This window comes from Deinococcus indicus (assembly GCF_002198095.1).
Classification (GTDB): Bacteria; Deinococcota; Deinococci; order Deinococcales; family Deinococcaceae; genus Deinococcus; species Deinococcus caeni.
The window spans coordinates 322,310-349,041 of the sequence record NZ_NHMK01000009.1 but is presented as its reverse complement, the minus strand read 5'-3'; the positions used below and the strand labels follow the sequence as shown (position 1 = coordinate 349,041).

The 26,732-nt window shown below is 70.6% G+C and carries 22 protein-coding genes; 14 read left to right on the top strand and 8 right to left on the bottom strand.

Going from position 1 to position 26,732, the window contains the following annotated elements; genetic code table 11:
• Positions 1–3: 3 nt before the first annotated feature.
• A complete protein-coding gene (locus CBQ26_RS04245) occupies positions 4–2,391 on the bottom strand; it encodes a xanthine dehydrogenase family protein molybdopterin-binding subunit (protein ID WP_088247318.1) in 2,388 nt (795 codons plus the stop codon).
• Positions 2,392–2,486: 95 nt separating this feature from the next.
• Complete coding sequence (locus CBQ26_RS04240) at positions 2,487–2,972, bottom strand: (2Fe-2S)-binding protein (RefSeq protein ID WP_088247317.1); 486 nt, start codon at positions 2,970–2,972, stop codon at positions 2,487–2,489.
• A 334-nt stretch (positions 2,973–3,306) separates the two neighbouring features.
• On the opposite strand from CBQ26_RS04240, the gene CBQ26_RS04235 reads away from it, so the two are divergent.
• The 3 genes from CBQ26_RS04235 (at position 3,307) to CBQ26_RS04225 (ending at position 6,498) form a co-directional block, all read left to right on the top strand.
• Positions 3,307–4,521 carry a helix-turn-helix domain-containing protein gene (locus CBQ26_RS04235; protein WP_143341975.1) on the top strand — a complete coding sequence of 405 codons (1,215 nt, stop codon included), beginning with the start codon at positions 3,307–3,309 and terminating at the stop codon, positions 4,519–4,521.
• Positions 4,522–4,737: 216 nt separating this feature from the next.
• A complete protein-coding gene (locus CBQ26_RS04230) occupies positions 4,738–5,877 on the top strand; it encodes an NAD(P)/FAD-dependent oxidoreductase (RefSeq protein ID WP_088247315.1) in 1,140 nt (379 codons plus the stop codon).
• Positions 5,878–6,015: 138 nt separating this feature from the next.
• Positions 6,016–6,498, top strand: a complete 483-nt coding sequence (locus tag CBQ26_RS04225) for a hypothetical protein (RefSeq protein ID WP_088247314.1) — start codon at positions 6,016–6,018, stop codon at positions 6,496–6,498.
• 25 nt (positions 6,499–6,523) lie between these two features.
• On the opposite strand, the gene CBQ26_RS04220 is transcribed toward CBQ26_RS04225, so the two are convergent.
• The gene (locus tag CBQ26_RS04220) at positions 6,524–7,189 is read right to left on the bottom strand and encodes a hypothetical protein (RefSeq protein WP_088247313.1); all 666 of its coding nucleotides are present in this window, start codon (positions 7,187–7,189) and stop codon (positions 6,524–6,526) included.
• 168 nt (positions 7,190–7,357) lie between these two features.
• Here CBQ26_RS04220 and CBQ26_RS04215 point away from each other — a divergent pair, with 168 nt between their 5' ends.
• The 4 genes from CBQ26_RS04215 (at position 7,358) to CBQ26_RS04200 (ending at position 11,596) form a co-directional block, all read left to right on the top strand.
• Positions 7,358–7,687, top strand: coding sequence for a PadR family transcriptional regulator (locus CBQ26_RS04215; protein WP_088247312.1), 330 nt, complete (start codon positions 7,358–7,360; stop codon positions 7,685–7,687).
• Complete coding sequence (locus CBQ26_RS04210) at positions 7,684–8,796, top strand: permease prefix domain 1-containing protein (protein WP_088247311.1); 1,113 nt, start codon at positions 7,684–7,686, stop codon at positions 8,794–8,796. Before CBQ26_RS04215 ends, CBQ26_RS04210 begins: the two co-directional genes overlap by 4 nt.
• 185 nt (positions 8,797–8,981) lie before the next feature.
• Positions 8,982–9,440, top strand: a complete 459-nt coding sequence (locus CBQ26_RS04205) for a (2Fe-2S)-binding protein (protein ID WP_088247310.1) — start codon at positions 8,982–8,984, stop codon at positions 9,438–9,440.
• Positions 9,437–11,596 (top strand): xanthine dehydrogenase family protein molybdopterin-binding subunit, encoded by a 2,160-nt coding sequence (locus tag CBQ26_RS04200; RefSeq protein WP_088247309.1) that lies wholly within the window; start codon positions 9,437–9,439, stop codon positions 11,594–11,596. Before CBQ26_RS04205 ends, CBQ26_RS04200 begins: the two co-directional genes overlap by 4 nt.
• 6 nt (positions 11,597–11,602) lie before the next feature.
• Here CBQ26_RS04200 and CBQ26_RS04195 read toward each other — a convergent pair whose 3' ends face one another.
• Entirely contained in the window at positions 11,603–12,064 is a 462-nt protein-coding gene (locus tag CBQ26_RS04195; RefSeq protein ID WP_088247308.1) for a TlpA family protein disulfide reductase, read from the bottom strand.
• Positions 12,065–12,108: 44 nt separating this feature from the next.
• On the opposite strand from CBQ26_RS04195, the gene CBQ26_RS04190 reads away from it, so the two are divergent.
• Positions 12,109–12,876, top strand: coding sequence for an ABC transporter substrate-binding protein (locus tag CBQ26_RS04190; RefSeq protein ID WP_088247307.1), 768 nt, complete (start codon positions 12,109–12,111; stop codon positions 12,874–12,876).
• Between the two features lie 153 nt (positions 12,877–13,029).
• Here CBQ26_RS04190 and CBQ26_RS04185 read toward each other — a convergent pair whose 3' ends face one another.
• On the bottom strand, positions 13,030–13,353 hold the full coding sequence (locus tag CBQ26_RS04185) for a DMT family transporter (protein ID WP_088247306.1): 324 nt from the start codon (positions 13,351–13,353) through the stop codon (positions 13,030–13,032).
• Positions 13,350–13,751 carry a DMT family transporter gene (locus tag CBQ26_RS04180; RefSeq protein WP_088247305.1) on the bottom strand — a complete coding sequence of 134 codons (402 nt, stop codon included), beginning with the start codon at positions 13,749–13,751 and terminating at the stop codon, positions 13,350–13,352. The genes CBQ26_RS04185 and CBQ26_RS04180 overlap by 4 nt, the downstream gene beginning before the upstream one ends.
• Positions 13,752–14,218: 467 nt before the next feature.
• Here CBQ26_RS04180 and CBQ26_RS04175 point away from each other — a divergent pair, with 467 nt between their 5' ends.
• The 3 genes from CBQ26_RS04175 to CBQ26_RS04165 all read left to right on the top strand — a co-directional run bounded on the left by CBQ26_RS04175 (position 14,219) and on the right by CBQ26_RS04165 (position 18,121).
• Complete coding sequence (locus CBQ26_RS04175; protein ID WP_172417910.1) at positions 14,219–14,914, top strand: amino acid ABC transporter permease; 696 nt, start codon at positions 14,219–14,221, stop codon at positions 14,912–14,914.
• 542 nt (positions 14,915–15,456) lie between these two features.
• Positions 15,457–17,052 carry a hypothetical protein gene (locus CBQ26_RS04170; protein WP_088247304.1) on the top strand — a complete coding sequence of 532 codons (1,596 nt, stop codon included), beginning with the start codon at positions 15,457–15,459 and terminating at the stop codon, positions 17,050–17,052.
• 67 nt (positions 17,053–17,119) lie between these two features.
• A complete protein-coding gene (locus CBQ26_RS04165) occupies positions 17,120–18,121 on the top strand; it encodes a helix-turn-helix transcriptional regulator (protein WP_088247303.1) in 1,002 nt (333 codons plus the stop codon).
• A 25-nt stretch (positions 18,122–18,146) separates the two neighbouring features.
• On the opposite strand, the gene CBQ26_RS04160 is transcribed toward CBQ26_RS04165, so the two are convergent.
• Positions 18,147–18,905 (bottom strand): MerR family transcriptional regulator, encoded by a 759-nt coding sequence (locus tag CBQ26_RS04160; protein ID WP_088247302.1) that lies wholly within the window; start codon positions 18,903–18,905, stop codon positions 18,147–18,149.
• Positions 18,906–19,140: 235 nt separating this feature from the next.
• On the opposite strand from CBQ26_RS04160, the gene CBQ26_RS04155 reads away from it, so the two are divergent.
• The 3 genes from CBQ26_RS04155 to CBQ26_RS04145 all read left to right on the top strand — a co-directional run bounded on the left by CBQ26_RS04155 (position 19,141) and on the right by CBQ26_RS04145 (position 23,666).
• On the top strand, positions 19,141–20,739 hold the full coding sequence (locus CBQ26_RS04155; RefSeq protein ID WP_088247301.1) for an alanine/glycine:cation symporter family protein: 1,599 nt from the start codon (positions 19,141–19,143) through the stop codon (positions 20,737–20,739).
• Positions 20,740–20,865: 126 nt separating this feature from the next.
• Positions 20,866–22,509 carry a PASTA domain-containing protein gene (locus tag CBQ26_RS04150; protein WP_088247300.1) on the top strand — a complete coding sequence of 548 codons (1,644 nt, stop codon included), beginning with the start codon at positions 20,866–20,868 and terminating at the stop codon, positions 22,507–22,509.
• A gap of 23 nt (positions 22,510–22,532) precedes the next feature.
• Positions 22,533–23,666: a cysteine desulfurase family protein gene (locus CBQ26_RS04145; RefSeq protein WP_172417909.1), complete on the top strand. Its 1,134-nt coding sequence runs from the start codon at positions 22,533–22,535 to the stop codon at positions 23,664–23,666.
• 79 nt (positions 23,667–23,745) lie between these two features.
• Here CBQ26_RS04145 and CBQ26_RS04140 read toward each other — a convergent pair whose 3' ends face one another.
• A complete protein-coding gene (locus CBQ26_RS04140) occupies positions 23,746–26,559 on the bottom strand; it encodes a valine--tRNA ligase (RefSeq protein ID WP_088247298.1) in 2,814 nt (937 codons plus the stop codon).
• Between the last annotated feature and the right edge of the window lie 173 nt (positions 26,560–26,732).

The following is a 26,732-nucleotide window of genomic DNA, read 5'->3' as shown; positions in this document are numbered from 1 at the left end:
GCTTCAGTCGTCGGCGGCCTGCAGCTGGCTGCGGGCGTCGCGTATGGCCTTCCAGACCTTCTCGGCGGTGTAGGGCATGTCGAGGTGGGCGATCCCGCACTCGTGCCACAGGGCGTCCATGACGGCGTTGGCGACGGCGGCGGTGCTGGCGATGGTGCCGGCCTCGCCGATGCCCTTGACGCCCAGCGGGTTGTGGGGGCTGGGGGTGACGGTGTGCCCGATCTGGAAGGTGGGCACGTCGTCGGCGCGGGGCATGGCGTACTCCATGTACGTGCCGGCCAGGAAGTTGCCGTCCTCGTCGTACGCGGCGTCTTCCAGCAGGGCCTGACCCATGCCCTGGGCGATGCCGCCGTGCACCTGCCCCTCGGCGATCAGGGGGTTGATCAGGGGGCCGCAGTCGTCCACGCAGCCGTAGTTGCGAAGTTTCACGTGGCCGGTGTCGGTGTCGATCTCGACGACGGCGATGTGCGTGCCGAAGGGGTACACGAAGTTCTTCGGGTCGTAGAAGGCGGTGGCTTCCAGGCCGGGTTCGAGGTCCTGGGGGTAGTTGTGCGCGAGGTGGGCCATCAGGGCGATGTCGAAGAAGGTCTTGCTCTTCTCGGGGGCGCCCTTGATGCGGAACACGCCATCCTCGTGTTCGATGTCGTCGGGGCTGGCCTCGAGCAGGTGCGCGGCGATCTTCTTCATCTTGGTGGTGATCTTCTGCAGCGCGACTTTCAGGGCGCTGCCGCCCACTGCTGCCGAGCGGCTGCCGTAGGTGCCCCAGCCGTAGGGCATGCGGCCGGTGTCGCCGTGGATCAGGTCGATGTCCTCGATGGGAATCTGGAGTTCGTCGGCAGCGATCTGCGGGAAGGCCGTCTCGTGGCCCTGCCCGTGGCTGTGGCTGCCGGTGTACAGTTCGACCTTCCCGGTGGGATGGACGCGCACGAGGCTCGATTCCCACTGTCCGGCCTGCGCGCCGAGCTGCCCGACCAGGGCGCTGGGGGCCAGTCCGCAGGCTTCCAGGAACGAGATCAGGCCCACGCCCAGGATCTTGCCCTGGCCCTTCATGCGGGCCTGTTCCTCGCGCAGGGCCGGGTAGTTCATCATGGTCATGGCCTTGTCGAGGGCGGGTTCGTAGTCGCCGCTGTCGTACACCAGCGCGACGGGCGTCTGGTACGGGAACTCGTCGGGTCCGATGAAGTTCTTGCGGCGCAGTTCGGCCGGGTCCATGTTCAGTTCGTGCGCGGCCATGTCCACGATCCGTTCGATCAGGTACGTGGCTTCCGGGCGACCCGCGCCGCGGTAGGCGTCCACGGGGACGGTGTTCGTCATGACGCCCGTGACGCGCGCGTGAATGGCGGGAATGCGGTACACGCCGTTCAGCAGCGTGGCGTACAGGTAGGTGGGCACGGCGGGCGCGAACAGCGTCTGGTACGCGCCGAGGTTCGCCAGGGTGTTCACGCGGAAGCCCAGGATCAGGCCGTCGTCGCTCAGGGCGAGTTCCGCCTCGGTCTCGTGGTCGCGGCCCTGGGCGTCGCTGACGAAGGCCTCGGAGCGGCGCGCGGTCCACTTGACGGCGCGGCCCAGCAGCCTCGCGGCGAGCAGCACGATGACTTCCTCCTGGTACTGGAAGATCTTGGTGCCGAAACCGCCGCCCACGTCGGGCGAGATCACGCGCAGTTTGTGTTCGGGGATGCTCATCACGAACGCCGCGAGAATCAGGCGGTGAATGTGGGGGTTCTGGCTGGTGGTGTACAGCAGGTACTCGCCGCTGGCGGGCGTGAACTGCGCGAGGCTGGAGCGCGGCTCGATGGGGTTGGCGACCAGCCGGTGGTTTTTCAGTTTCACGCTGACGCGGCGGGCGGCGCCCCTGAAGGCCTCGCTGGTGGCGGCCTCGTCACCGATCTCGAAGTTGAAGGCCACGTTGCCCGGCACGTCGTCATGCACCAGCGGCGCGCCGTCGGCGATGGCGGCCCCGGCGGTGGACACGGCGGGCAGGGCCTCGTAGTCGACTTCCAGGGCGGCGGCGGCGTCCTCGGCCTGGGCGCGCGTCTCGGCGATCACGACGGCCACGATGTCCCCGACGTGGTTCGCCTCGGTCAGGGCGATGGCGGGGTGCGCGGGGGTCTTCAGGTCCGGCAGCAGCCAGCCGACCGGGATGCTGCCCAGCCCGGCGTCCGCGACGTCCTGGCCGGTCAGGACCTTCACCACGCCGGGCAGGCCGGTCACGGAGTCCGTGTTGATGCCGCTGATCTTCGCGTGCGCGTAGGGGCTGCGGACCATCGCGGCGTGCAGCATGCCGGGAATGACGATGTCGTCGGTGTAGTTGCCGGTGCCCGTGATGAAGCGCGGGTCTTCCTTGCGCTTGAGGGCCTGCCCGAAGTACTTCTCGGTTCTGGTGTCGCTCATGGGGTGGTGCCTCCCTGGGAGTGGACGGTGAAGCTGGGGCGCGGCCGGCGCCCGGCCTGGGAACCTGCGGTCGGTGGGGTGCGTCGGCGCGGGGGTCAGTCGTCGGCGGCCTGACCGGCTCCCTGCATGGCGCCCGCCGCGTGCTGCACGGCCCGGACGATGTTGTGGTAGCCGGTGCAGCGGCAGAGGTTGCCTTCCAGGTGGTGACGGATCTGGTCCTCGGTGGGGTTGGGCGTGTGCCTGAGCAGTTCGGCGGAACTCATGATCATGCCGGGCGTGCAGAAGCCGCACTGCAGGCCGTGTTCCTCCCAGAAGCCGGTCTGGAGGGCGTGCAGGTCCGCGACCGTGCCGATGCCCTCGATGGTGGTGACCTCCATGCCGCTGGCCTGCACGGCGAGCAGCGTGCAGCTCTTGACCGCGTCGCCGTTCACGTGGACGGTGCAGGCGCCGCACTGGCTGGTGTCGCAGCCGACGTGCGTGCCGGTCAGCAGGAGTTCCTCGCGCAGGAAATGCACGAGCAGCGTTCTGGGCTCCACGTCGCGGGTGTAGGACTTGCCGTTCACGGTCAGGGTGACGTTCATGCGGACCTCCGGTGGGACTGCGTGGCGCGCGGCCGCGAGTGACCGGCCGCCGGGACTGGATTGTGTGACCCGTCCATTCAAACACAAAAAAGGTTGGAAAAGGGTGCCGGTGCCCACCCACGAGGACTGCCCACGGGTGGGGGGTGCGGGCGGCGCGTGGTAGCCTGGGCGGGTCAGCAAGTCAGGGAAGTCATCCGGACTCCGGTTGAGGTCTGCAACGGATTTCAACCCGAACAGCACGCGCCGCAGAGGCGCGGGGTGCGGGCGCTGCGCTGGCAGGCCGACGTCGGAGGAGCCGGGCCGGGCCGCCGGCGGGAACCGGGGAGGGGACGCGATGAACGAGCGACTCGTACTGGAAAGGCAGCGGCGCGTGAGCGCCTGGCAGCGGTTCGTGTCGCGCGGCGGGGCCGACCGGGTCGGGGGCTGGGGCGGGGCGGGGCCGGGGGCGCCGTCCCTGCCGGCGGGGGTGCTGGCGTCGTGGGAGCGGTCGGCGGCGTCGGTCGCGCCGGACCGCCTGACGGCCCCGGTGTCGGATCAGACGCCCGCCTGGGCGGGATCGCCGCTGGAGTTCGCCACGCGTGACCTGCGCCCGGAACTGAGTGCGCTGGCGCAGGACGGCGACCTGATGGTCGCGCTGGCCGACGCGCGCGGGCAGCTGCTCTGGACGGCCGGAAGTGCGCGCATGCAGCGGCTGGGCCGCGCCCTGAACTTCGTGCCGGGCGGCCACTGGGACGAGCAGAGCGTCGGCACGAACGCGCTGGCGCTGGCCCTGCGGGAGCGGCGGGCGGTGCAGGTGTTCGCCGCCGAGCATTACGTGCAGGCCGTGCATGACTGGGTGTGTTACGGCGCGCCGCTGCGGGACGCGCAGGGCACGCTGCTGGGCGTGCTGAACCTGAGTACCGTGTGGCACCAGAGCACGCCGCTGGGTCTGGCGAGCGCGCAGCATTACGCGCAGCGGATCGAGTCGCAGCTGGCGGCGGGACCGCAGGTGGGGTTGAGGGTGACGCTGTGCGGGTCGCCGTCCGTGCAGCTGGGCGGCCGCGCGCTGCACCTGACGCCCCGGCAGCTGGAGTTGCTGACGGTGCTGGCGCTGCACCCGGACGGCCTGACGCTGGACGCCCTGCACGCGCACATGTACGGGGACGCGCCGATCACGGCCAGCACCCTGAAGTCCGAGGTCAGTACCCTGCGCGGGCTGCTGGGCGGGCAGATCGCGTCGCGGCCGTACCGGCTGAGCGTGCCGGTGGACCTGGACCTGCTGCGGCTGGAGCGGCGGCTGCTGGCGGGGGACGTGGGGGGTGCGCTGGACCTGTTCGGCGGGCCGCCTCTGCCGCTCAGCGAGTCGCCGCTGCTGTCGTACTGGCGCGCGTACCTGGACGGGGCGCTGCGCCGCGCGGTGTGCGCCGTGCGGGACCCGGCGCTGCTGTGGCAGTACGTGGCGCGTTTCGATGACCTGGAGGTCCTGTCGCTGCTGGAGTCGGTCCTGCCGGCGGGGGATCCGCGTGTGGGGGTGGTGCGGGCGCGGCGGGCCGCGCTGCTGGCGTCGTAGGGCCGGGCGCGCCGTGTGGGGGCGCGCGGGCATTGTGGGTGTTCCTGCGTTATGGACGCACGCTTCGTGGTGTTGTGGGTGAGCGGGTCACCCATGACCGATTTGGTGTAAGATGTACACTGTTGCCGAATTCGGGATCACGTGATTCCGACGGCGTTTGCGGGGGAGTAGGCCGACCGCCCACAGAACTCGTGAATTCGTTCACAGGAGATTGACATGAAGACCCTCATCCTCGGTGCTGGTTACTCCGGCCTTGCTGTCGCCACGAAAATGAAACCCGCGCCCGGACTCGAAGCGCTGATGGTCGAGCAGAACGCCTACCACACCTTCGAAACCCGCCTCCACGAGGCCGCCGCGCACAACACCCCCGTCACCCTGCCCCTGGCCCCGCTGCTGCGCGGCACCGGCGTGAACCTCGAACAGGCGCAGGTCGAAGGCGTCAACCTCGACGAGCGCGAAGTCACCCTGAAAGACGGCCGCGTCCTGACCTACGACACCCTGGTCGTCGGCCTGGGCAGCGTCACCAACTTCTACCGCATTCCCGGCCTGGCCGAGAACGCCGCCGAACTCAAGCAGCTCAGCGACGCCGACGAGATCTTCAACTTCGTCAACCGCGCCTACACCACCGAGTACCAGGGCAACCGCGACATCGTCGTCGGCGGCGCCGGCCTGACCGGCGTGGAGCTCGTCACGGAACTCGCGCAGCGCGCCCAGCTCCTGACCAAGGAACGCGGCCTGCCCCCCTTCAACATCTACCTCGTCGAGGCCGGCCCCAAGATCCTCCCGATCCTGGACGACGCCCTGCGCGCCAAGGCCCAGAAGACCCTCGAGGAGTACGGCATCCACATCCTCGTCGGGCACCGCCTGATGCAGGCCACCGCCGACACCGTCACCGTGCAGACCGCCGACGGCGAGCAGAAAGTCATCGGCGCCGGCAAGATCATCTGGACCGGCGGCATCCAGGCCCGCGACATCGTCAAGGGCGAGAAACTGGAAAAAGGCCCCGGCGGCCGCATCGCCGTGGACGACAAACTGCGCGCCAAGGGCTACCCCGAAGTGTTCGTCATCGGTGACATGGGCCTCGCCCTGAACCAGGAAGGCAAACCCGTGCCCACCACCGCCCAGCACGCCGGGCAGCAGGGCCGCCTGACCGGCAAGAACATCATGCGACTCGCCAAGGGCGAGGAACTCGAAGCCTACGAACCCACCACCCTGGGCGAATTCGTCAGCCTGGGCGGCCTGATGGCCGTCGGCTGGATGAAACTCCCCTGGAACCAGAAGCTCGCCATCACCGGCGGCATCGCCCACGTCATGAAACGCGCGAGCGAATGGCGCTGGCGCGTCAGCATCGACTGATCGCCCGCCTCTGATACTTCCCCCCGGCGCCCCAGCGGTCCGGGGGGTTTTCACGTCCCCGCCGCCTCCGCCCTGCACCCTGGTCTGGCGGACGCACCTGCCGCAACGCCGCGCCGACCGGCCCCCTACACTCGGTTCATGCCCCGGTCTCCCCTGTTCCTGCTGCCCCTGCTGACCCTCCCGGTCCTGCTGGCCTCGTGCAGCGGCATGTTCGAAGCCCACAACGAGAAACGCGCCCGGCAACTCCGGCACGACAACGCCCTGTACTTCCGGACGCAGTGCGTCACGGCCCTCGAACGCGCCCGCGCGACCGCCACGCCCCAGCAACTGCCCGCCGGACTGAACGGCCAGCCCTGCACCTCGGCCCTGCTGGGCGACTACGCCCTGAGCGCCGACATGGCCGCCACCGTCAAGGCCAGCGTCGTGACCCTGGATCCCCAGCGCCTGAGCGACTACACCGTCACCGTCACCAGCCTGAACGACGAAACGTTCCGCTACGTGGACCGAGGCGACGCCGAAGCCGCCGCCGAACAGGCCGGCACGTACACCCAACCCACCCCCGACGTGACCAGCGAGGACACCGACAGCAGCACCCTGAACGTGGAAGAACAGACGCCCTGACCACCGGGACTCCCCTGAATCCGGGTCAGTCCAGCCAGGGAAACCCCCACGGATCGGCCGCGCAACGGGCGTCGACCGTGGCGGCGTCGTGCAGGCGCACCGGCAGGGGAAAGTCGGCCGGCGTGACCGGCACCGCCAGCAGTGGCCGGACAGGCTGCGGGCAGATCAGGTGCGGTTCGCGCACCCGTCCCAGACCCGGCCAGTCATAGTCCGGCATCCGCTCGAAGCCGTCTGGTGGCAGGACGTACACGAAGCCGGTCGAGAGCAGTTCCTGACCACCCGTCACGGTCAGGTCCGGTTGTGGGGCCAGAGACAGGAAGTACCGTGTCTCGCTCCAACTGCCCGTCTGCTGCACCTGCAGGGCAGCGTTCACCATGCGCTTCACCCGACTGCGTTCCCGCAGGGCGTACATCAAGGCCCACAGCGCGTCGGAGGTGGCGAACACGCCCGTACGTTTGCTGAAGTCGTCGGCGCTCAGGTCATGCGGCGTGCGCGGCTCGAAGACGGTCAGTCCGGCCTGCGGGGAGCCGTGGAACAGGACGCCCTGCCCCTGAAGCCAGCGCAGGAACAGCCAGCGGGGTGTCTCGGGCGGCAGGAGGGCCGGGTCGCGGGCGTCCCACGCGGCCTGGAATGCAGTGGTGGCAGATCCGGGGAGGTGGGCCTGCGGGGCGGTCAACATCCAGGGGCGCATGGGTCCAGTGTGGCCGTTCAGTCCCTCCGGTGCATCGGCCACCCACTACATAGACAGACTGGGCTTGACGGCAAGCTAGCCAAGGCAGACTATGTAGACAGACATAGCTATGCAGGGGCGGCAACCACGCGGGACGCCACGCGGCCAAAGCCCCACACCGGAGCACCCATGAACCCAGACCTGCTGCGCGGCAACCTCGACCTGATCCTCCTGACCCTCCTCGAACAGCAGCCCCTGTACGGCTTCGCGATCATCCAGGCCGCCCGCGACCGCACCGGCGGGTACTTCGACTTCAAGGAAGGCAGCCTCTACCCCGCCCTGCACCGCCTGGAAGCCGAAGGCCTGCTGGCCGCGCAGCACGGCGAAACCGGCCGCAACGGCAAACCCCGCAAGTACTACGCCATCACCGACCGGGGCCGCGAAACACTGAACACCAAACGCCAGGAATTCGCCGCCTTCACCGGAGCCGTGCAGCAGCTCGGCCGGAACGGCGCATGACCACCGCCACCCACACCACCCCCCGCGCACTCACCGCCTACCTGCGCCGCGCCACCTGGGGCCTACCGGAAGCACGCCGCCAGGAACTCTGGGACGAACTCGAAGAGCACGTCCTGACGCGCGCCGACCACCTGACCCTGACCGGCCTCACCCCCACTCAGGCCACCGCCCAGGCCATCCGCGAACTCGGGCCACCCGCCCACGTGACCCTGGGCATGGCAAAGGTGTACATCATGCCAAACTTCATCCTCGCCGCCGGAACCCTCGCCCTTGCTCTCAGCGCCGGACTGTACGCCCTGGCGGGCAGCGGCGCGACCAGCACGACCCTCACCGTCGTCCGGCAGGCACCCGTCAAGCCGAGCTGCGTGCGCGGCACCAAACCCTCCGGAGACAACATCACCATCGTCAGCGAGAAGGGCGGCGTCACCTGTTACACCTTCAATGACCACGAGGTCAACAAGGGTGTCTTCCTGAAAGGCACTGACGTCACCCGCGCCCTGGAAACCCAGGGGGTCACGCTCAGCCGGAACGGCCGGTCACTGGCCCTGGGGGGCACTTCAGTCAACGCGCGGTTTACCCGTGACGGCGTGGCGTTCTTCGACGCCAGCAGCGTCGTCGACCTGCTGACCCGGACCCGTTCCGTACGCTTCAGCGGGTACACCTCCCCACGCATGCAGGTGGGCGACGCCACCCTCCTGCTGAATGCAGGCCCGGAGGACATCGGGGCTGCGTTCTACAACTCCAGCAACAGCGTGTTCCTGTCGGCGCTGATCGGCCAACCCGTCTGGGGCAGTTACTTTGTCGGGACAAAGACCGGCCCTGAACACCTGATCTCGACGAGACTCCAGAAAGGCGAGGCTGTCATGCTCGTCACCAGTCGCGGCGGCACGAACTTCATGGTGGACGCCGGCAAGGTGGATGCCCAGGGTCGGCTGAGCGTCCACAGTCAGGACCGGCAGCTCCGGTTCGTCTCCAGCATCGATCAGCTCGGGCCGTACCTGTCCGGGGGTCGCCGCAGCGCCCTGCTCGTGCGGATCACGAACGTCCCCCTGAGCGACCTGAAGTCCGGCGTGTTCGTGCCGGCTCAGGCGACGTCGGACGCCCGCTAACCCGCTTCCTCGGCGCCTCGCCCGGCCCCTTCTTCCAGCCGCGACTGGAAGTGCGGGCTGGGCGTTTCACTGGTGGCCGTGGGGGCACGGGCTGTTGCTCCGCCCCGATCTGCGCCCACGCGGACTGTTCCGTTTCTGGCGGGTCCGTATCATGGCGGCATGATCGGCTTCGTGTGGCGGGTGGCGTGCAGTTAAGCGTGAATGGGCGGCGGCGCGAGGTGGCGTACCCGGACGAGCTGCTGGTGTGGGTGTTGCGTGATGAGCTGGGCCTGACCGGCACGCATTACGGGTGTGGGATCGGCGCGTGTGGCAGTTGCACGGTGCTGCTGGACGGGCAGGTGGCGCGGGCGTGCCTGACTCCGGCGCGGGCGGCGGCGGGGCGGGAGGTGACGACCGTGGAGGGTCTGGCACACGGGGAGCAGTTGCATCCGGTGCAGCGGGCGTTCCTGGAGAACCCTTTGCAGTGCGGGTGGTGCCTGCCGGGGCACCTGATGTCGGCGGCGGCGCTGCTGGAGCGCACGCCTAACCCCACGGACGCGCAGATCAAGGAGGCGGCGGGCGTGAACCTGTGCCGCTGCGGTGGGTACAACGCGATCCGCCGGGCGGTCGCCCGCGCGGCGGAACTGAAGCGGGAGGACGGATGAAGCCCGTCACACGCCGCCGGGTGCTGATCGGGCTGGGCAGCGGCGCGGGTCTGCTGGTGGTGGGGGTGCCGCTGGCGTTGAACGCGGGCCGCCCGGCAATCGTGGACTACATCGAGGAGAACGGCACCGGCCCGCAGGACGCGCCCCGCAATCCGGACCTGTGGTTCGAGGTGACGCCCGCCGGGGTGACGTTCTTCGTGCCGAAGATCGAGATGGGGCAGGGCATTCACACGGCGCTGGCGCAGATCGCGGCGGAGGAGTTGGAGGTCACGCCCGAGCAGCTGACGGTGCGGCAGGCGGACACGGCGCGCGGGTACGCGGGCGGAACGATGTTCACGTTCGGTTCGACGAGCGTGAAGGCGCTGTACCGCCCGCTGCGTGAGGCGGCGGCGACCCTGCGCGAGCTGCTGCGGGAGGAGGCGGCACGGCAGCTGGGCGTCCCGGCGACGCGGCTGACGGCGGCCGGTGGGTCGTTCTTCGTGGCGGGTTCGCGCGAGCGCATCGGGTACGCGCAGGTCGTGGCGGGCAAGCAGGGCGAGTGGGTGATTCCGGAGGCCACGCCTGCCCTGAAGGCGCGGCGGGAGTTCAAGCGGATCGGGCGGGCCATGCCGCGCACGGACTTCCGGGACAAGGTGCTCGGCACGGCCACGTACGGGTACGACGCGCGGCTGCCGGGCATGCTGTTCGGGGCGGTGGCGCGTCCGCCGAGGTTCGGGGCGCGGCTGGTGTCGGCGTCGGCGGGCGCGGCGGGGCGGCAGCCGGGCGTGGTGCGGGTCGTGATCGACGCCGGGGCGGGGTTCGCGGGCGTGGTCGCGCGGACACGCACGCAGGCCCGCGCGGCGCTGCCTTCCCTGGACCTGCGCTGGGAGGGCGGCACGACCGCCAGCAGCGCCGATCTGGACGCGCAGATTCAGGCGGGGTCGGGGTCGGTGCTGCGGCGGCGCGGGAATGTCCGCGCGGCCCTCTCGGGGGGGACGGTGGTGCAGGGCGAGTACCGCACGCCGCTGGCCGCGCACGCGCACCTGGAACCGCTGGCGGCGCTGGCGGACGTGAAGGCGGGCGGACGGATCGAGGTGTGGGCGTCCACGCAGTACCCGCAGATGGTCATCGACGACCTGCGTGACGTGTTCGGCAAGGACCGCGAGGTGCTGGTCCACCCGACCCAGCTGGGCGGGGGCTTCGGGCGCAAGGCGGGGCAGCACGCGGCGCTGGAGGCCGCGCGGCTCTCGGCGGCGGTCGGGAAGCCCGTGCATGTCGGCTGGACGCGCGAGGAGGACCTCCAGCACGCCTTCTACCGGCCGCCCACCCATCACGTCCTGCGCGGCAGTGTGGACCCGGACGGGCGGCTGCGGGGCGTGGAGCAGTTCACGGCGGGCGGCGACATCATCTGGGGGCAGACGGGCATACCGGAGTTCGTGCGGGACGCGCTGGGCTTCGATCCGGGCGGGTTGCTGGGGCAGTTCATGCCGTACGACTTCCCGGCGTACCGGGTCGTGAACCGCCGCGAGGCGCTGCCCGTCCCGACCGGGTACTGGCGGGGGCTGGGTGTCCTGCCGAACACGTTCGCGCTGGAGAGCTTCATGGACGAACTGGCGCACGCGGCGGGCGCGGACCCGCTGGCGTTCCGGCTGCAGCACCTGGGGTCCGGCGAGGACGGGCGGCGACTGCGCGGGGTGCTGGAACGCGCCGCGCAGGCGGCCGGGTGGGGCACGCCCCTGCCGGCAGGCCGGGCGCGCGGGGTGGCCTGCTGCCTGGACCTGGGGACCGCCTCGGCGCTGGTGGCCGAGGTCTCGGTGCAGGAGGGGCGCGTGCAGGTTCACCGCGTGACGGTCGCCGTGGACCCCGGACTGGTCATCAACCCGGACGGCGCGCGGCTCCAGGCGCAGGGGTCGGTGATGATGGCCCTGAGTTCCGCCCTGCACGAGGAACTGACCATTCAGGACGGCCGGGTGGTCGAGTCGAACTTCGACCGTTACCGCCTCCTGCCCATGCGGGACGCGCCGCCGGTCGAGGTGCTGCTCGTCGAGAGTGGCGACGAACCGCAGGGCATGGGGGAACCCGTGATGGGTCCGGCGGCGGCGGCCGTGGCGAACGCGGTGTTCACCCTGACCGGCGAGCGTCTGCGGACCCTGCCGCTGCGGCCCGGTCAGGGCTAGACCCCGTCACGACCCGGCAGGGTCGGCGCGCCCGGTCCATTCTTCCAGCAGGTACTGGAGTCTGGTCTGGGCGTTCTCCTGACTGCCATACACGCTGCGGATCAACTCGCCGCCCGGCGCGAAGGCCAGCCAGTGCGGGGTGCCCTCGGTCCGCCAGCCTCGGGCCAGGTCGCCGCTCAGGTCCAGCGCGACCGGGAACGGCAGTTTCGCGTAGTCCCGCGCGAACTTCTGCAGGGTGGGCACGACCTCCTCTCCGGGCAGCAGGCGGTGGCCGTGGCTGGTATGCACCGCCAGCAGGTGCACCGAGTCGCCGAATTCGGCGTGCAGGCGCTTCAGGAACGGAATGCCGCGCGACACGCAGCCGGGGCATTCCAGGTTGAAGGTCATGACCAGCCCCGGCCGCGTCCAGGTGTCGGGGGCCGGGAGGGGGTCGCCGTGAACGAAGTCGGTGGGGGCGGGCCATTCCATGCAGGCAGGGTACGCCGCGCCGCGCGGGGTTCTATGCTGGGCGCATGAAGCGTTTCCTGATGGTTACGGCAGTCCTCGGTTCGGCCCTGGCGGGCGCGGCGCACGCGGCGACGGTGGCCGAGGTGAAGAAGAAGGGCGTGCTGGTGCTGGGCACCGACCCGACATTCGCGCCGTTCGAATTCAAGGGCGCCGACGGGCAGATCCAGGGCTTCGACATCGACATCGCGCGGGCCGTGGCCAAGGACCTGGGCGTGCGGCTGGAGATCCGCGCGGTGGGCTTCGGATCGCTGATGCCGCAGGCCGTCACGTCCGGCCGGGTGGACATGGCCATGAGCGGCATCACGATCACGGACGAACGCGCGAAGGTCGTGTCGTTCAGCCAGCCCTACTACCGCAGCGCGCAGGTGTTCATCGTACGCGCCGGGAACCCCGGCAAGTTCGCGTGGCCGGCCGACGTGAAGGGCAAGGTGATCGGCGTGCAGGCGAACACCACCGGGCAGTTCGTGGCGAACGACCTGCTCAAACCCAGGGGCGCGACCCTGAAGGTGTACGACGATTTCGCGGCCGGACTGGCCGACGTGCGCGCCGGACGCGTCGCGGCGCTGATCGGGGACGCCCCGACCGTCACGGACCTGAAAAAACGCCTGCCAGGCCAGTTCGAGCAGGCCGGCAAGGACCTGGCCGCCGAGGATTACGGCATGGTCTTCAAGAAGGGCAGTGATCTGGCCGCCGCCGCGAACAAGACGCTGGCGCGCCTGAAGGCCAGCGGGGAGTACCAGAAACTGCTGAACCGCTGGATCGTGCAGAAGTAAGGCCCACTCGGAGTGAGTAGGAGCCGAAGCGGGTTCCGGGCGTGGAGCTGGCAACCCAGCGATGTTCCGGGTTGCCGGCGAAACAGACGGAATCCATAAGCCACTCCGAGTGAATGGTGTGCAAACACCGTTCAAGCCGAGCGGACTTCGGGATCAGTGGCCGCTGCTGAGAACGACGACGCTCCCGACGATCAGGGTCAGGCCGGCCCAGGCGGTGGGGGTCAGGTGCGTTCCGTCGATGCGGCGGCTGAGCAGGGCGGTCGTGACGATGCCCAGCCCGCCCCACGCGGCGTAGGCGACGGCGACCGGCATGTGCTGCACGGCGACGCCGAGCAGCGTGAAGGCCAGCAGGATCAGGGCGATGGCGGCCAGTCCGGGTCGCCGGTGCCGGAAGCCGTCCGAGCGTTTCAGCAGGACGTTGGCGAGGATGTCCAGCGTGACGGCCCCCAGGATCAACAGGATGGCGGCCGGGTTCATGCGGGCTCCTGGCGGAGGGCGGGGGCCGGGCGGGGCGGGTCGGCGGCGGGCGGGGTGGCCGGCCGGGGGGTGTGCCGGGTGCCGTGGTGCAGCAGGGCCGCGCCGAGGCTCAGGGCGGTCAGGGAGGCCAGTTGCGTGGGTGTCAGGTGCTCGCCGAGGATCAGGGCGCCCAGGCCCGTGATGAGGATCAGGCCGGCGGCCTCCCAGACGGCGAAGGCCACGGCGACCGGAATCTGCCGGAACGCGCGGGACAGCAGCACGTACGAGCCGGCCAGCAGGGCGTAGGTGAGAATCAGTTCCAGTCCGGGGCCGGCGGGCCCGCTGGTCATGACCTTGAGGCTGAGGGTGCCCGTGACTTCCAGGGCTATGGCGCACAGTAGCGCCGTCCAGGCGCGCATGAGACAACACCGTTCCTTCCCCGCGCGCAGGGCGGGGTGAGCTGAAGGGTCACGCCGGTCCGCGTGCGGACGCTGGCGTGCGGGGATGACGCGACCGGCCCCCGGTGTGGGGGCGGGGGCCGGGTCAGCTGGCCTTCGGGGCTCCGGGGGGCGGGCGGTCCAGGCGGATGCTGAGTTGTGTGGCGGCGCTCGTGTTCGTCCAGGTGATGGACATGGTGTTTCACTCTTCCCGTGTGGCCCGCCGGTCGGGGCGGGCGTCGGGCCGCGCCCGCTGCGTGCGGGGGCCCGGTCGAAGGGCAGGTCACGTTGACCCGCTGCCTTCCAGCGTAGCGGGTTCCTGTCAGGTGACCGTCTGCGCATTCACTTTTCGCTTCACGGGCCGGGCAGCACTGGTGGGGCCGCGCTATGCTCGGGGGCGTGACGGTTCCCAGGATGAGCGGCCTGACGGCCTGCGGGCGAGGCGGGTGTTGAACGAGATTCTGACGGGCTTCCGGACGGTGCTGTCCGGCGAGTACCCGCAGCTGCTGCTGTCGGGGCTGGGCCTGACGCTGGCGGTCAGCGGGTGCGCGCTGCTGGTGTCGGTGCTGGTGGGCACGGCGCTGGGGGCCGCGCGGGTGCTGCGCGTGCCGGTGCTGGGCGCGCTGGGGAACGCGTACGTGACGGTGGTGCGGGGTATTCCGCTGATCGTGCTGCTGTCGGTGGTGTACTACGGGCTGCCCGCGCTGGGCGTGACGCTGGAGGGGTTCCCGGCGGCGGTGCTGGCGCTGGGGTTGTACTCGGCGGCGTACACCAGTGAGATCGTGCGGGGCGGGATGAGCAGTGTTCCGGCGGGGCAGGCGGAGGCGGCGCGCAGTCTGGGCCTCAGCCGGGGGCAGGCGCTGCGGTTCGTGGTGCTGCCGCAGGCTTGGCGGGTGGCGCTGCCGGCGCTGGGGAACGAGTTCATCAGCCTGATTCTGGGCAGCAGTCTGGCGAGCGCGGTGACCTTGCAGGAGCTGTTCAGTCAGGGGCGGTACATCACGAACGCCACATACCGGCAGTTCGAGGTGTACGCGGTGCTGGCGCTGGTGTATTTCCTGCTGACGTTCGTGCTGTCGCGGCTGGTGCGCGGGCTGGAGGCACGCCTGAGTCGCGGGGTGACGTTGCCGGAACGGCGTGTGATCTGAAGGCGGGGTTGGGGAATCGGGGCGGCGTGGGCCGCCTTTTTTCTTATGTCCGTAGGGGTTGTGGCCTGCTGAGGGGCCGGGGTGGCGTCGGTGATCTGGCGTGCCGTCCCTGGGTGAGGTGGCGCATTCCTCAATACGCTTATTCTGCTATTTGCGAAATCGGTGACATTGTTCTATAATTTACATAGTCCTCAGGGCACTCCCGACCGACCCTGAACTCCCGATTCAATCCACGCTCCATCCGAACCCTTCACCCCAGCCACGCCTGAGGTGAACGACGTTCCACGCCCACTGGCGGCCCAAAACGGGTGACATCCCGCTCTGCTGGCCGCGCCACCTCCCCCACCCACAGTCGGCCCAGACTGTCCGGCACCCCACGGACACCGGACAGGCCGCGACTGGAGCTTTGTTATGTTTTCAGCGTATTTTTTGATCTGGATCTTCCGCCTGTTCAACGACATCACCCATGAGCAGAATTCGCCCCTTTTGGGATATGACGAAGATCGGCCCCGTGGTTGACGCCAAGCCGCTAAGCTCTCGCTGTGCCAGATCCCCTGATCCCGCTCCGGCAACTGCTGCTCCGTGACGACGCAGAGGGGACACTGAAGCACCTGATCCAGGCGGCTCAGCACGCCCACAGAGCGGCAGACGTTCTCCCGATCATCGCGGCCCTGCCGGAAGTCCCGCAGGACTGGTTGAACAGTGAACTGGGCGGCCTTGCCCTGGCATGGCTGTACTTCCGGGGCATGCAGCACCGCCAGCTCGACGACCTGCTGGAAACCCGACCCGCCGAACAGCTCCTGCCGTTCCGGGCGCACCTGCACCTGATTCACCGGCGCAGCGAACTGGCCCTGAATCTCGCGCGGTTCAGCGTCCTGCAGGCACCCGATGGCCCCACCCGTTCGCTGACCCTCACGCAGCTGGCGGGTGCCGCCGCCATGCTCGATCACCCCCACTGGAAGGAGCTGTACCGCTTCCAGATCGCTCAGGCACCACCCATCTACCGGGGGCTGGCCCGCGTTCAGTTCGCCTTCGACCTACAACACCACCAGGAATTAGGCGAGGCGACCACCGAACTCACGCGGGCGCTGGGTGACCTGCGACATGACCCGACGACCTCCACCTACGTCTACCGGACGCTCGTGGCCATTGCCCTCGATACCAATCAGCCGGGCGCAGCGCTGACTGCCCTGCGAAAGGCGGAAGCAATCGCTCAGGACGGCCTGCTCGCTTCAGAACTGTTCCTGCCGCGGGCAATGCTGACCCTGAACCTGACTCAGTACCACGTGACCATCCAGACTGCGGCCACAGCCCGTGAGCACGTCTCCGTTCCGGATAGGCTGGCCTCAACGCTCGTCCTGGGCGCGACGGCACTGGCCCTCATGGGGCAGACGTTCGAGGCTGTCCTGATGGCGCAGGAGGCGGCCGCGCTGCACCGGGTGCTGGACTCGGGTCGGCACGCGATCCTCAACCACTTGGCGCTGGCGTACCTGCACGCGGGGGATCTGCCGCGCGCCCAGGAAGCCCTGAGCCGCGCGGACAGTTACTCGCAGCATGCGGGGACCCTCTCGTGGCTGGCCCGTGCGGAGTGCGCCCGGCAGGCGGGGGGTGAGCCGCTGCCGCCGGGTGACGGCATCCGCGCGCAGCTGGCGACGCTGCGGTGGTCGTGGGTGCGTGCGTATCTGCCCGCGCTGCTGGAGCAGTACGCGGTGGTGACGTTCGCGCCGCCGGAATGGACGGTGCGGGTCAGTCTGGCCGGGCCGGTGCGGATGTGGATGTCCGGGGACGAGTTGCCGCTGCGCTCCACGCGGCCCGAGGCGGGCCTGCTGGCGCTGCTGGTGACGGCGGGCGGGCAGGTGGCGCGCGAGCGGGCGCTGGACGCGCTGGACCTGCCGGGGAAAACGCCGACCGCGCGGCGCAAGGCGCTGAGTGCGGCGGTGGCGGCCCTGCGGGAGCTGCTGGGCTGGCCGGGGGCGCTGACGGTGGACGGCGGCGTGCTGCGCCTGTCGGACGCGCCGCGCTGGGAGGAACCCTCCATGCCGAGGCGGGGGCGGGAGGATTTCTTCTGCGAGGGCCGCTTCGACCCGTGGGTGCTGGAGTGGCGGGAGGAGCGGGCGCTGGCTGGAGGGCCGGATTGACCACTATTGATAGACCATTCTCATAAATACGGACGTTCTGCGGACACCCGTTCCGCAGACTGGGGGCATGACCCCCGACGAGCAGCCCGAGCGTGCCCAGAGCCCCGTCCAGCGCCTGTTCCTCCTGGCCCGCCTGCTGCGCGCCCGGCCGCACACCGTCGCGGAACTCGCGGCGGCCACCGGGCAGACCCTGGCCGTCACGGCGCGCGACCTGCGCGAACTGGAGACCCTGGAACCCGGGCTGCGCGTCCTGCCCGGCCCACCGCAGGGGTACGTGATCGGCACGCCGGAGCTGGACGGCGCGGCGCGACTGACCCTGCTGCGCGGCCTGGACGCCCTTGCGGCGCGCGGAAGCGAACCGGCGGCCAGCCTCGCCCCGCTGCGCGCCGCGCTGGCCGACGCGCTGCCCGCACACGTCCGCGCGGCCCTGCCCCGCCCGCGCGTCACGTCGCGCCCCGCCGCGCCCGACCTCGCGCTGCAAGCCGTGACGCAGGCGTGGCTGACCTGCCGCCCCATCCGCTTTCAGGAGTGGCAGCCCGGCACGCGGCGCGCCGCGCGGCTGCACCCCCTGCGGATCGAGGCGCACCCGGTCAGCGGCGATCTGCTCGTCGTGGGCCGCGACCCCGACCACGCGGGTGAGGTCCGCACGTACCGCCTGAGCCGGATGCTGCACGTCACGCTGGACCCGCAGACCTTCACGCCCGACCCCCTCGACCCGGCGCAGACGCCCGCGCTGCCGGTCACGCCGCTGCCCGCCACGGGTGTGCCCGGCATGACGGTCACCCTGCGCTTCACGGGCGAGGCGACATTCCGCGTGCTGGAAGGCGGGTATGGCTGCCTGGGAGAACCGAGCATCAACCCGGACGGCAGCGTGGACGCGCCCCTGCTGGTGCCGCACGCCGCCGGGGGCGTGCCCCGCAGCGTCCTTCCGTGGCTGCTGTCCTGGGGGCCGCAGGTGCAGGTCCTCGGCCCGGACGGGATGCGCGCCGAGTGGCAGCGCCTGACGCGCGAGGCCGCCGAGGTCGCCGCGCAGACCCCCACCCGCTTCGTGCAGCACGGCGCGGCCTGACAGTCGGGCGCGCGTCCCCTGGCCCTTACCCGTCCTGCGCGTCGGCCCAGGCGGTCACGGCGGCACTCTGGTACGCGGCCAGTCCGACCCGCGCCCGATCGATGTTGCGCGTGAAGCGCTCGTCCGCCACCCACATCTGCGCCAGTCCGCGCATCATCTGCGGCGAGGCGTCGTAGTACGCCCCGCTGATGTGCGCGCGGTGCCGCGCCGCGACCGCCTGCGCCCGCCCGTCCGTGGGGGGCACGCCCGCGTCCATCAGGTCCACGTACCCGGCGGTGAGGGCGTCCATCTCGGCGCGGATGCGCTGCCAGTCGGCGGGCGTGTAGCGGGCGGTGCGGGCGGCACTCTGGCGGTAGGCGTCGGTGTCGCCCCAGCGTTCCTGCACTTCCGCCTCGTACCGGGCGGGGTCGAAGCCGTCGAAGGCGGCCCTGATGTCCTCGTTGTTCATGCGGCTCTCCTCTGCCCTGCCGTTCAGGGCGTCCAGGCGGGCCTGCACCTGCCGCAGGGTGTGCTGCGTGCGGCGCAGGTCGTCGCGCAGTCGCGTGGCGTGCGCGTGCAGGGCGTCGCGTTCCAGGTCCGGCGGGGCGTCCAGCAGTCCGGCCACCTGCGTGAGCGGTACGCCCAGCGACCTCCAGGTCAGCACCCGCCGCAGCCGCACCAGATCGTCCGGCGTGTACAGGCGGTAATTCCCGTCGCTGCGCTCGGCGGGGCGCAGCAGCCCGATCTCGTCGTAATGGTGCAGGGTGCGGACGCTGACGCCCGTCAGGGCCGCGACCTCCCCCACCGTCCAGCGCGTGCCGTCCAGGGTGAAACCTCCTGAGCCTCAGCGTAGGCCCTGACGTGACGGGAGGGTCAAGCCGCGCGGCGCTGCCCGGCCGGGGCGGTGACCTTCATGTCGGACCGGGAGTCGCCCGGCGGCGTCCGGGGCGCCGGAAACCGCTGCCGTCCCGGCGGTCAGATGACCGGCACTTCAGCGGATTTTCATGTTGGTCCCGCCTGTCTGTTTAAGGTGAGAGGACATGAGTAAGACCCACTTCCCGTCCGCCGGACGCCGGGCGGCCTTCAAGCTGTTCCCGTCCGGCGCCGTTCCGTCCGGCGTCGCCCTGTGCGGGGCCGCGCTGTCCAGCGCCGCCCTGGCCGCCGCCCCGACCTCCGGTCCCGTCAGTTTCGACGACCGCATCAACGCGGTGGTCTCGCCCGTCAGTTCCTTCCTGAGCGGCGTGGTGTTCGCGAGCCTGCCGGTGGGCGGCGTGCCGGTCCCGTTGATCGTCGTGTGGCTGCTCGTGGCGGCCGTCGTGTGTACGGTGGCGTTCCGGTTCGTGAACGTGACCGGGTTCTGGCACGCCATCCAGATCGTCCGGGGACGGTTCGACACGCCCAGCGCGGACACGCCCGGCACCATCACGCACTTTCAGGCGCTGTCCACGGCGGTGTCCGGCACGGTCGGGCTGGGCAACATCGCGGGCGTGGCGGTCGCCATCAGCCTGGGCGGGCCGGGCGCGACCTTCTGGATGATCCTGGCCGGCCTGCTGGGCATGAGTACCAAATTCGTGGAATGCACGCTGGGCGTGAAGTACCGCCAGATCCAGCCGGACGGCCGGGTGGACGGCGGCCCGATGTTCTACCTGCGCGACGGGCTGGCTGAACTGGGCCGCGCCCGCCTGGGCCGCGTCATGGCGGCCGTGTTCGCGGTGTGCATGGTGTTCGCCAGCCTGGGCGGCGGGAACATGTTCCAGAGCAACCAGGCGTTCCAGCAGCTCGTGAACGCCACGGGCGGCGCGACCAGCCCACTGGCCGGGAACGGCTGGCTGGCCGGTCTGGTCCTGGCGGCGCTGGTGGGCGCGGTCATCCTGGGCGGCATCCGCTCGATCGCGAACGTGACCGGGAAACTCGTGCCGCTCATGGCGGTCCTGTACGTGGGGTCCGTGACCGCGATCCTGATCGTGAACGCCAGCGCCATTCCGGCGGCGTTCGCGGCGATCGTGCAGGGCGCGTTCTCGCCGCAGGGCGTGGCGGGCGGCGTGATCGGCGTGATGATCCAGGGCATCCGGCGCGCCACGTTCAGCAACGAGGCCGGGATCGGCACGGCGTCCATCGCCCACAGTCCGGTCAAGACGCAGCGGCCCGTCACGGAGGGTTTCGTGGGGCTGCTCGAACCGTTCATCGACACGGTCGTCATCTGCACCATGACGGCGCTCGCCATCGTCGTGACCGGCTCTTACACGGTGTCGGGACTGGACGGCGTGGGCATCACGGACACCGCCTTCCGCAGCGTGGCGCCGTGGTTCAGCTGGCTGCTGACGCTGGCGGTCCTGATGTTCGCGTACTCCACCATGATCAGCTACGCCTACTACGGCACCCGCGCCGTGCGGTACCTGTTCGGGCCGAACGAACTCGTCACGAACGTCTTCAAGGGCGTGTTCCTGCTGTTCATCGTGATCGGCGCGAGCATGGACCTGGGCGCCGTGATCGACTTCAGTGACGCCATGCTGTTCACCATGAGCATCCCGAACATCATCGGGCTGTACCTGCTGCTCCCGGTCGTGAAACGGGAACTGGCGAACTACCGCGCCGACCTCCAGGCCGGGCGGGTCCGGGCCGCCACGCCCGACCGCTAACCCGCACCCCGGCGGGCCGGGCGGGGGCCGCCGGAACCCCGCGCCCGGCAGCCTGGACGGCCTCGCGGCCCGCAGGACGGACGGCTGCGCCGCGTTCCGGCGTGGCCGCGCTATGCTGGGACGCGCATGACGGGTCAGGAGGGTAGGGTCAGGATCATCGACGGCAAGTACGAGGTTCTTCGTGAACTCTCGGCGGGGGGCATGGTGACCCTCTCCGAGGTGCGCGCGGCCGAGGGAGTCACGCGGCATGTCGCGTGGTTCGCGGTGTCCACACCCGCCGACCGGCAGGTGTTCCACGCGTACCGCACGGCGCTGCGCGCCCTGGAGCCCGCCGGCCTGACCGACGTGGTCGCCCGGCCCGGCGCGTACTACGCCGTCTGGAAACCCGTGGCGGGCCAGCCGCTCGCCGCCACGCTGGAGCAGAAGGTCCGCCCGCAGGAGACGGTGGACGCCGTGCAGGCCCTCGCCGCGCGCCTCGCCGAGCAGGGGTACGCCCTGGCCGACGCGGAGGTGGTCGTGGAGGATCAGGCCGCGCAGGTCGCGTACCTGACGCCGCTGAACGCCCCGCGCACCCCGGAGGACATCGCGGCGCGCAACGCGCAGACGCTCGCGCCCCTCCAGAAGGGCCGGGTGCGCCGCCGCCGGGAGCCGGGTGCGTGGCTGACCTTCGTGCCGGGCCTGCTGCTGCTGGGCGGCGCGGCGTACCTGGGATCGCAGGCGGTGTCCATCTACCTGAACCCCCCGGTGCGGGACGTGGTCAGCGTGACCGGCCAGGAAGCCAAGGTCGCCGCCCGCGCCCTGACCGACGCCGGGTTCCGCGTGGAGTACACGCAGGGGCAGGCGGGCGGACGGGCCATCGGCAGCGTCATCCGGCAGGACCCGGCGGGCGGCACGAAACTCCCGGTGGGCCGCCTCGTGACCCTGACCGTGAACAACCCCCCCGCCATCGAGGTGCCGCGCCTGGAGGAGATGAACCTCGATCAGGCGCGCGACGCCCTGAAGGACCGCAACATGCTGATCGGCAAGGTCCTGAAGGTGGACGGCACGCTGTCGAACACCGCCGAGGGCCGCGTGATCGCGCAACTGCCCGAGGCCGGATCGAGCGCGCAGCGCGGGCAGGCGGTGCAGCTGCTGATCAGCACGGGCGTCAGCGGCAAGGAGACGTGGCTGCCGGAACTGGCCGGCCTGACGTACGAGCAGGCCCGCGCGCACGCCCGCGCCGCCGGACTGGTCGTCACCTCGGTGGAACGCCAGCCCAGCGACAAACCCGAGAACAGCGTCCTGGAGCAGTCGCCCGCGCCGTACGTGCGCGTGACCGTGGGCAGCCCCGTGAAACTGACGGTCGCGTCCGCGCGGTACAGCGCGCCCAGCCGACCCGCCGGGGACCTGCCGCTGCCGCCCGCGTACGTGCCGCCCGTCCCGGTCGAACCGGAACCGCCCGCCGGGACGGACACGCCTGAGCCGACCGAACCCGCCCCGGTCACGCCGGACAGCGTCCCGGCCACGCCGCAGACGCCCACCACGCCGGAAATTCCGCCCAGTGACGCGGCGGCGCGCACCGTGAACTTCGAGTACGTGTTCCCCGCCGACCTGCCCGCCGGGAACTACGCCATCCTGGTCCGGGACGCCGACGGCGAGCGGGTCGTCCGGTCCGCCGCTCCGGCCGAGACACTCGCGAACCAGCGGGCGTCCGGCGCGATCCCGGTGCGCGGGGACGCGGTGTTCATCATCCGCCGCGACGGCGTGGATTACGCCACGGTCACGCCCTGAACCGCGTGACACGCTGACCCGTGATGATCTACCTCGACTACGCCGCCACGCACCCCATGACGCCCGAGGCGCTCGCCGCGTACGCACAGGCGGCGGCCCTACCCGGCAACCCGGCCAGCGTGCACGCCGCCGGGCAGGCCGCCCGCGAACGCCTGGAGGAAGGGCGCGCCCGCGTGGCCGCCGCGCTGCACACCGACCCGCGCACCCTGGTCGCCAACAGTGGCGGCACCGAGGGCGACAACCACGTCCTGCTGAGCGTGACCCGCGCGTGGCAGGACGCACGCGGCCGCCCCGGTCACCTGATCACCACGCCCACCGAGCACTCGGCGGTGCTGGCGCCCACCCGCGCGCTGGCCGCGCAGGGCTGGCAGGTCACGTTCCTGACCCCCGACCGGCACGGGCAGTACGACCCGGCCGAACTGGCGGCCGCCCTGCGGGACGACACGGCGCTGGTGTCCATCCACCACGCCAACAACGAGCTGGGGAGCGTGCAGGACACCCCCGCCCTGGCCGCGCTGGCCGCCGCGCGGGGCGTGCCGTACCACACGGACGCCGTGCAGGCACCCGGCGTGCTGCCGGTGGACCTGGGCGCCTGGGGCGTCACGTTCGCCACGTTCAGCGCGCACAAGTGGGGCGGGCCGCGCGGCGTGGGCTTCCTGTACGTGCAGCGCGGCACGCACCTGAACGCCGTCACGCTCGGCGGCGGGCAGGAGGGCGGCACCCGCCCCGGCACTCAGGACACCGCCGGGGTGTACGCGGCCGGAGTGGCCCTCACCCACGCCGAGCAGGCGCGCGAAACCACACACGCCCACCTCAGCGCACTGCGCGCCCGGTTCGAGGCGGGCGCGCAGGCCATCCCGGACCTGCGCCTGAACCACTCCCCGCACGGCAGTCCCAAGGTCGCCAGCCTCACCCTGCCCGGCGCGGACGGCGAGGCCCTCCTGATGAACCTCGACATGCTCGGCGTGGCCGCCAGCGCCGGCAGTGCGTGCAGCGCCGGCACCATGCAGCCCAGCCACGTCCTGACCGCCGTGGGCCTGAACGAACCCGACGCCCGCGCCACTCTGCGCTTCTCCTTCGGGGCCGCCACCACCGAGCAGGACGTGGACGCTGCCGTTCACGCGCTGGCGCAGGCCGCCGCCTGGAGTCGCGCCTGACCTGAAGGGAGGGCACGCCCGCTCCCGACAGACAGGAAGGCCGGACCCTGCAACGGGGTCCGGCCTTCCTCTCATCGGGTTACTCGAACTGGGCCAGCACGGCTTCCAGACGCTCTTTCTGCGCGCCGAAGTCGGTCACGCGGCGCCGTTCTTCCTCGATGACCTCGGCGGGGGCGCGGGCGACGAAGCTCTCGTTTCCGAGTTTGTTCTGCGCCTGCTTGATCTGCTTGTCGAGTTCGGTCAGGCGTTTTTTCTGCTTGCCCAGCCAGTCGGCGATGTCCACGGTGCCTTCCAGCGGGGCGCGCAGGGTGACGCCCTGCTCGACGGCGCTCAGGGTGCGGCCTTCCAGGGTGGTCAGGGTGACGCGGGCGATGCTCTCGACCACACGGGCGTTCTCCAGCACGATGCCGGCCAGGTCGCCCTCGACGGCCATGTTCAGGCGTTCCTGGGGGGCCATGCCGAGTTCGTTCTTGAGGTTGCGGGCGGCGGCGACGGCGGCGCGCAGGGCGTCGAAGGCGCGGGTGGCTTCGGCGTCGTGCAGGGCGGCGTCGGGTTCCGGCCAGGTGTGCACGGCCAGCTGGCGGCGGTGGCCGAGCGCGGCGTACAGTTCGCTGGTGATGAACGGCATGATGGGGTGCAGCATCTTCAGGATGTGCTCCAGCGTGGCTTTCAGCGTGACCAGCGTGGACAGTTTGCCTTCAGCCAGGGCGGGTTTGGCGGCCTCGATGTACCAGTCGCAGAATTCGTCCCAGGTGAACGAGTACAGCGTGCGGGTGGCGGCGCCGATGTCGAAGGCGTTCAGCTGCGCGGTCGCCTCGGCGGTCACGGCGTTCAGGCGGGACAGGATCCAGCGGTCGGCGAGGCTCAGGTCCGTGCGTTCGCGCAGCATGCTCAGGGCGTCGCGGCTGCGGACGGGTTCGCCTGCGGTGTCGTCCAGGGCGCTCTGCACGTAGCGGATCAGGTCGGCGTCGCCCTCGGCGCCGCTGGTTTCAAGGTTGGGAAGGGCCTCACCGAGGCGCAGCAGGGCGAAGCGGGCGGCGTTCCAGAGTTTGTTCGCGAAGTTGCGGCCCTGCTCGAAGCGGCGCGGGTCGTGGCGGATGTCCTGCCCGCCGGTCGAGAGGTACGCGAAGGCGAAGCGGCTGGCGTCCACGCCGTACTGGTCGAACAGGTTCAGGGGGTCGATGCCGTTGCCCTTGCTCTTGGACATCTTCTGGCCCTTGGCGTCCAGGTACAGGCCGTGCAGCATGACGGTGCCGAAGGGGGCCTGTCCGGTCAGGCCGTAGGCGGCCATCTGCATGCGGGCCACCCAGAAGAACAGGATGTCGTAGCCGGTCACGAGGACCTGGGTGGGGTAGAACTTGCGGAAGTCCTCGCTGTCGGTGTCGGGCCAGCCGAGGGTGCTGAACGGCCAGAGGTTGCTGGAGAACCACGTGTCGAACACGTCCGGGTCGCGGCGCAGGTTCAGGTGCGCGTAGCGGGGGTCCTGGTCGCAGTCCAGGTCGGGGTTCTCGGGGTCCGGCACGTAGATGTTGCCCTGGTCGTCGTACCACGCGGGAATCTGGTGGCCCCACCACAGCTGGCGGCTGATGTTCCAGTCGCGGATGTTCTCCAGCCAGTCGCGGTTCACCTTGCCGTAGCGGTCGGGGACCAGCGTCATGTCGCCGCTGTCCAGTCCGGCGAGGACCTGCTCGGCGAAGGGTTTGGTCTTCACGTACCACTGCTCGCTGATGATCGGTTCGACCGGCACCTTGGTGCGTTCCGAGAGGCCGATGGCGGTGTCGTGGTCCTTCTCCTCGATCAGGTCGCCGCTCTCGGTCAGGGCCTTCACGACCGCCTTGCGGGCCGCGAAGCGTTCCAGGCCCCGGAAGGCTTCCGGCACGAGGTCGTCGGAGGTCAGGTTGCCGTGCAGGTCGATCACGCTGGGCCGGCTCAGACCGTGGCGTTCGCCGACCTCGAAGTCGGTGGGGTCGTGCGCGGGCGTGATCTTCAGGGCGCCCACCCCGAACTCCATCTCGACCGCCTCGTCGGCGATGATCGGCACCCAGCGGTCGGTCAGGGGAATGCGGGCCTCCTGCCCCACCAGATGAGCGAAACGGGGGTCGTTGGGATGAACGGCGATCGCCTGATCCGCGAAGATCGTCTCGGGGCGCACGGTGGCAATGCGGATCTCGCCGGGCTCGCCGTTGCTGGCCGCCGCGTTCGGGTCACGCAGTTTGTACGACAGGGTCGTCATCTTGCCCTTGCGGACCTCGCGGTCGATTTCCAGTTCCGAGAGGGTCGTCTGCGCCGCCACGTCCCAGTTCACGATCCGCTCGCCCCGGTACGCGAGGCCGTCGTGGTACAGCCGCACGAACTGGTGCCGCACGGCGCGGCTCAAGCCCTCGTCCATGGTGAACCGCTCGCGGGTCCAGTCGGCGCTGACGCCCAGGCGCGAGAGCTGGTTCAGGATCATCCCGCCGGACTCGGCCTTCCAGTCCCAGACGCGCTTCAGGAATTCCTCGCGGCCCAGGTCGTGACGGCTCACGCCCTGATCGCGCAGCTGCCGCTCCACGACCACCTGCGTGCTGATGCCCGCGTGGTCCATGCCCGGCAGGTACAGCGCCTCGAAGCCCGCCATGCGCTTGAAGCGGATCAGCGTGTCGATCAGGGTGTTGTCCAGCGCGTGCCCCAGGTGCAAGTTGCCCGTCACGTTGGGCGGCGGGATCACGATGGTAAACGGCGGCTTGCCGCTCGTCGCGTCCGCGCGGAACGGCTCGCTGCGCCACTTGGCGGCCCAGGCGGGCTCGATGGCCTGCGGATCGAAGGCCTTCGCCAGCGTGCCCGCGTCGTTCTCGGGCGTCTGGTCCGGGGTGGTGTCCAGATCGGGGGTGGTGTCGGGGGTGTGGTCAGTCATGCTCGGATCTCCTTGAAACGGGGGGCGGTCAGGGGCGGCAGGTCGGGCGCCAGTCGGCAGTCAATTCGGTAGGATGACAGATTCCGCGCCGTTCGGGGTGGCGCAGGAAGGGGCTGGGCGCGGGGCCTCCCACGGCGACGCGGTCAGATCGTCCGGGTCCATGAGGGTCAGGC

Coding starts and splice junctions, on each gene's coding strand:
- CBQ26_RS04245 (WP_088247318.1), bottom strand. CDS start 2,391: ATGAGCGACACCAGAACCGAGAAGTACTTCGGGCAGGCCCTCAAGCGC.
- CBQ26_RS04240 (WP_088247317.1), bottom strand. CDS start 2,972: ATGAACGTCACCCTGACCGTGAACGGCAAGTCCTACACCCGCGACGTG.
- CBQ26_RS04235 (WP_143341975.1), top strand. CDS start 3,307: ATGAACGAGCGACTCGTACTGGAAAGGCAGCGGCGCGTGAGCGCCTGG.
- CBQ26_RS04230 (WP_088247315.1), top strand. CDS start 4,738: ATGAAGACCCTCATCCTCGGTGCTGGTTACTCCGGCCTTGCTGTCGCC.
- CBQ26_RS04225 (WP_088247314.1), top strand. CDS start 6,016: ATGCCCCGGTCTCCCCTGTTCCTGCTGCCCCTGCTGACCCTCCCGGTC.
- CBQ26_RS04220 (WP_088247313.1), bottom strand. CDS start 7,189: ATGCGCCCCTGGATGTTGACCGCCCCGCAGGCCCACCTCCCCGGATCT.
- CBQ26_RS04215 (WP_088247312.1), top strand. CDS start 7,358: ATGAACCCAGACCTGCTGCGCGGCAACCTCGACCTGATCCTCCTGACC.
- CBQ26_RS04210 (WP_088247311.1), top strand. CDS start 7,684: ATGACCACCGCCACCCACACCACCCCCCGCGCACTCACCGCCTACCTG.
- CBQ26_RS04200 (WP_088247309.1), top strand. CDS start 9,437: ATGAAGCCCGTCACACGCCGCCGGGTGCTGATCGGGCTGGGCAGCGGC.
- CBQ26_RS04195 (WP_088247308.1), bottom strand. CDS start 12,064: ATGGAATGGCCCGCCCCCACCGACTTCGTTCACGGCGACCCCCTCCCG.
- CBQ26_RS04190 (WP_088247307.1), top strand. CDS start 12,109: ATGAAGCGTTTCCTGATGGTTACGGCAGTCCTCGGTTCGGCCCTGGCG.
- CBQ26_RS04185 (WP_088247306.1), bottom strand. CDS start 13,353: ATGAACCCGGCCGCCATCCTGTTGATCCTGGGGGCCGTCACGCTGGAC.
- CBQ26_RS04180 (WP_088247305.1), bottom strand. CDS start 13,751: ATGCGCGCCTGGACGGCGCTACTGTGCGCCATAGCCCTGGAAGTCACG.
- CBQ26_RS04165 (WP_088247303.1), top strand. CDS start 17,120: ATGACCCCCGACGAGCAGCCCGAGCGTGCCCAGAGCCCCGTCCAGCGC.
- CBQ26_RS04155 (WP_088247301.1), top strand. CDS start 19,141: ATGAGTAAGACCCACTTCCCGTCCGCCGGACGCCGGGCGGCCTTCAAG.
- CBQ26_RS04150 (WP_088247300.1), top strand. CDS start 20,866: ATGACGGGTCAGGAGGGTAGGGTCAGGATCATCGACGGCAAGTACGAG.
- CBQ26_RS04145 (WP_172417909.1), top strand. CDS start 22,533: ATGATCTACCTCGACTACGCCGCCACGCACCCCATGACGCCCGAGGCG.
- CBQ26_RS04140 (WP_088247298.1), bottom strand. CDS start 26,559: ATGACTGACCACACCCCCGACACCACCCCCGATCTGGACACCACCCCG.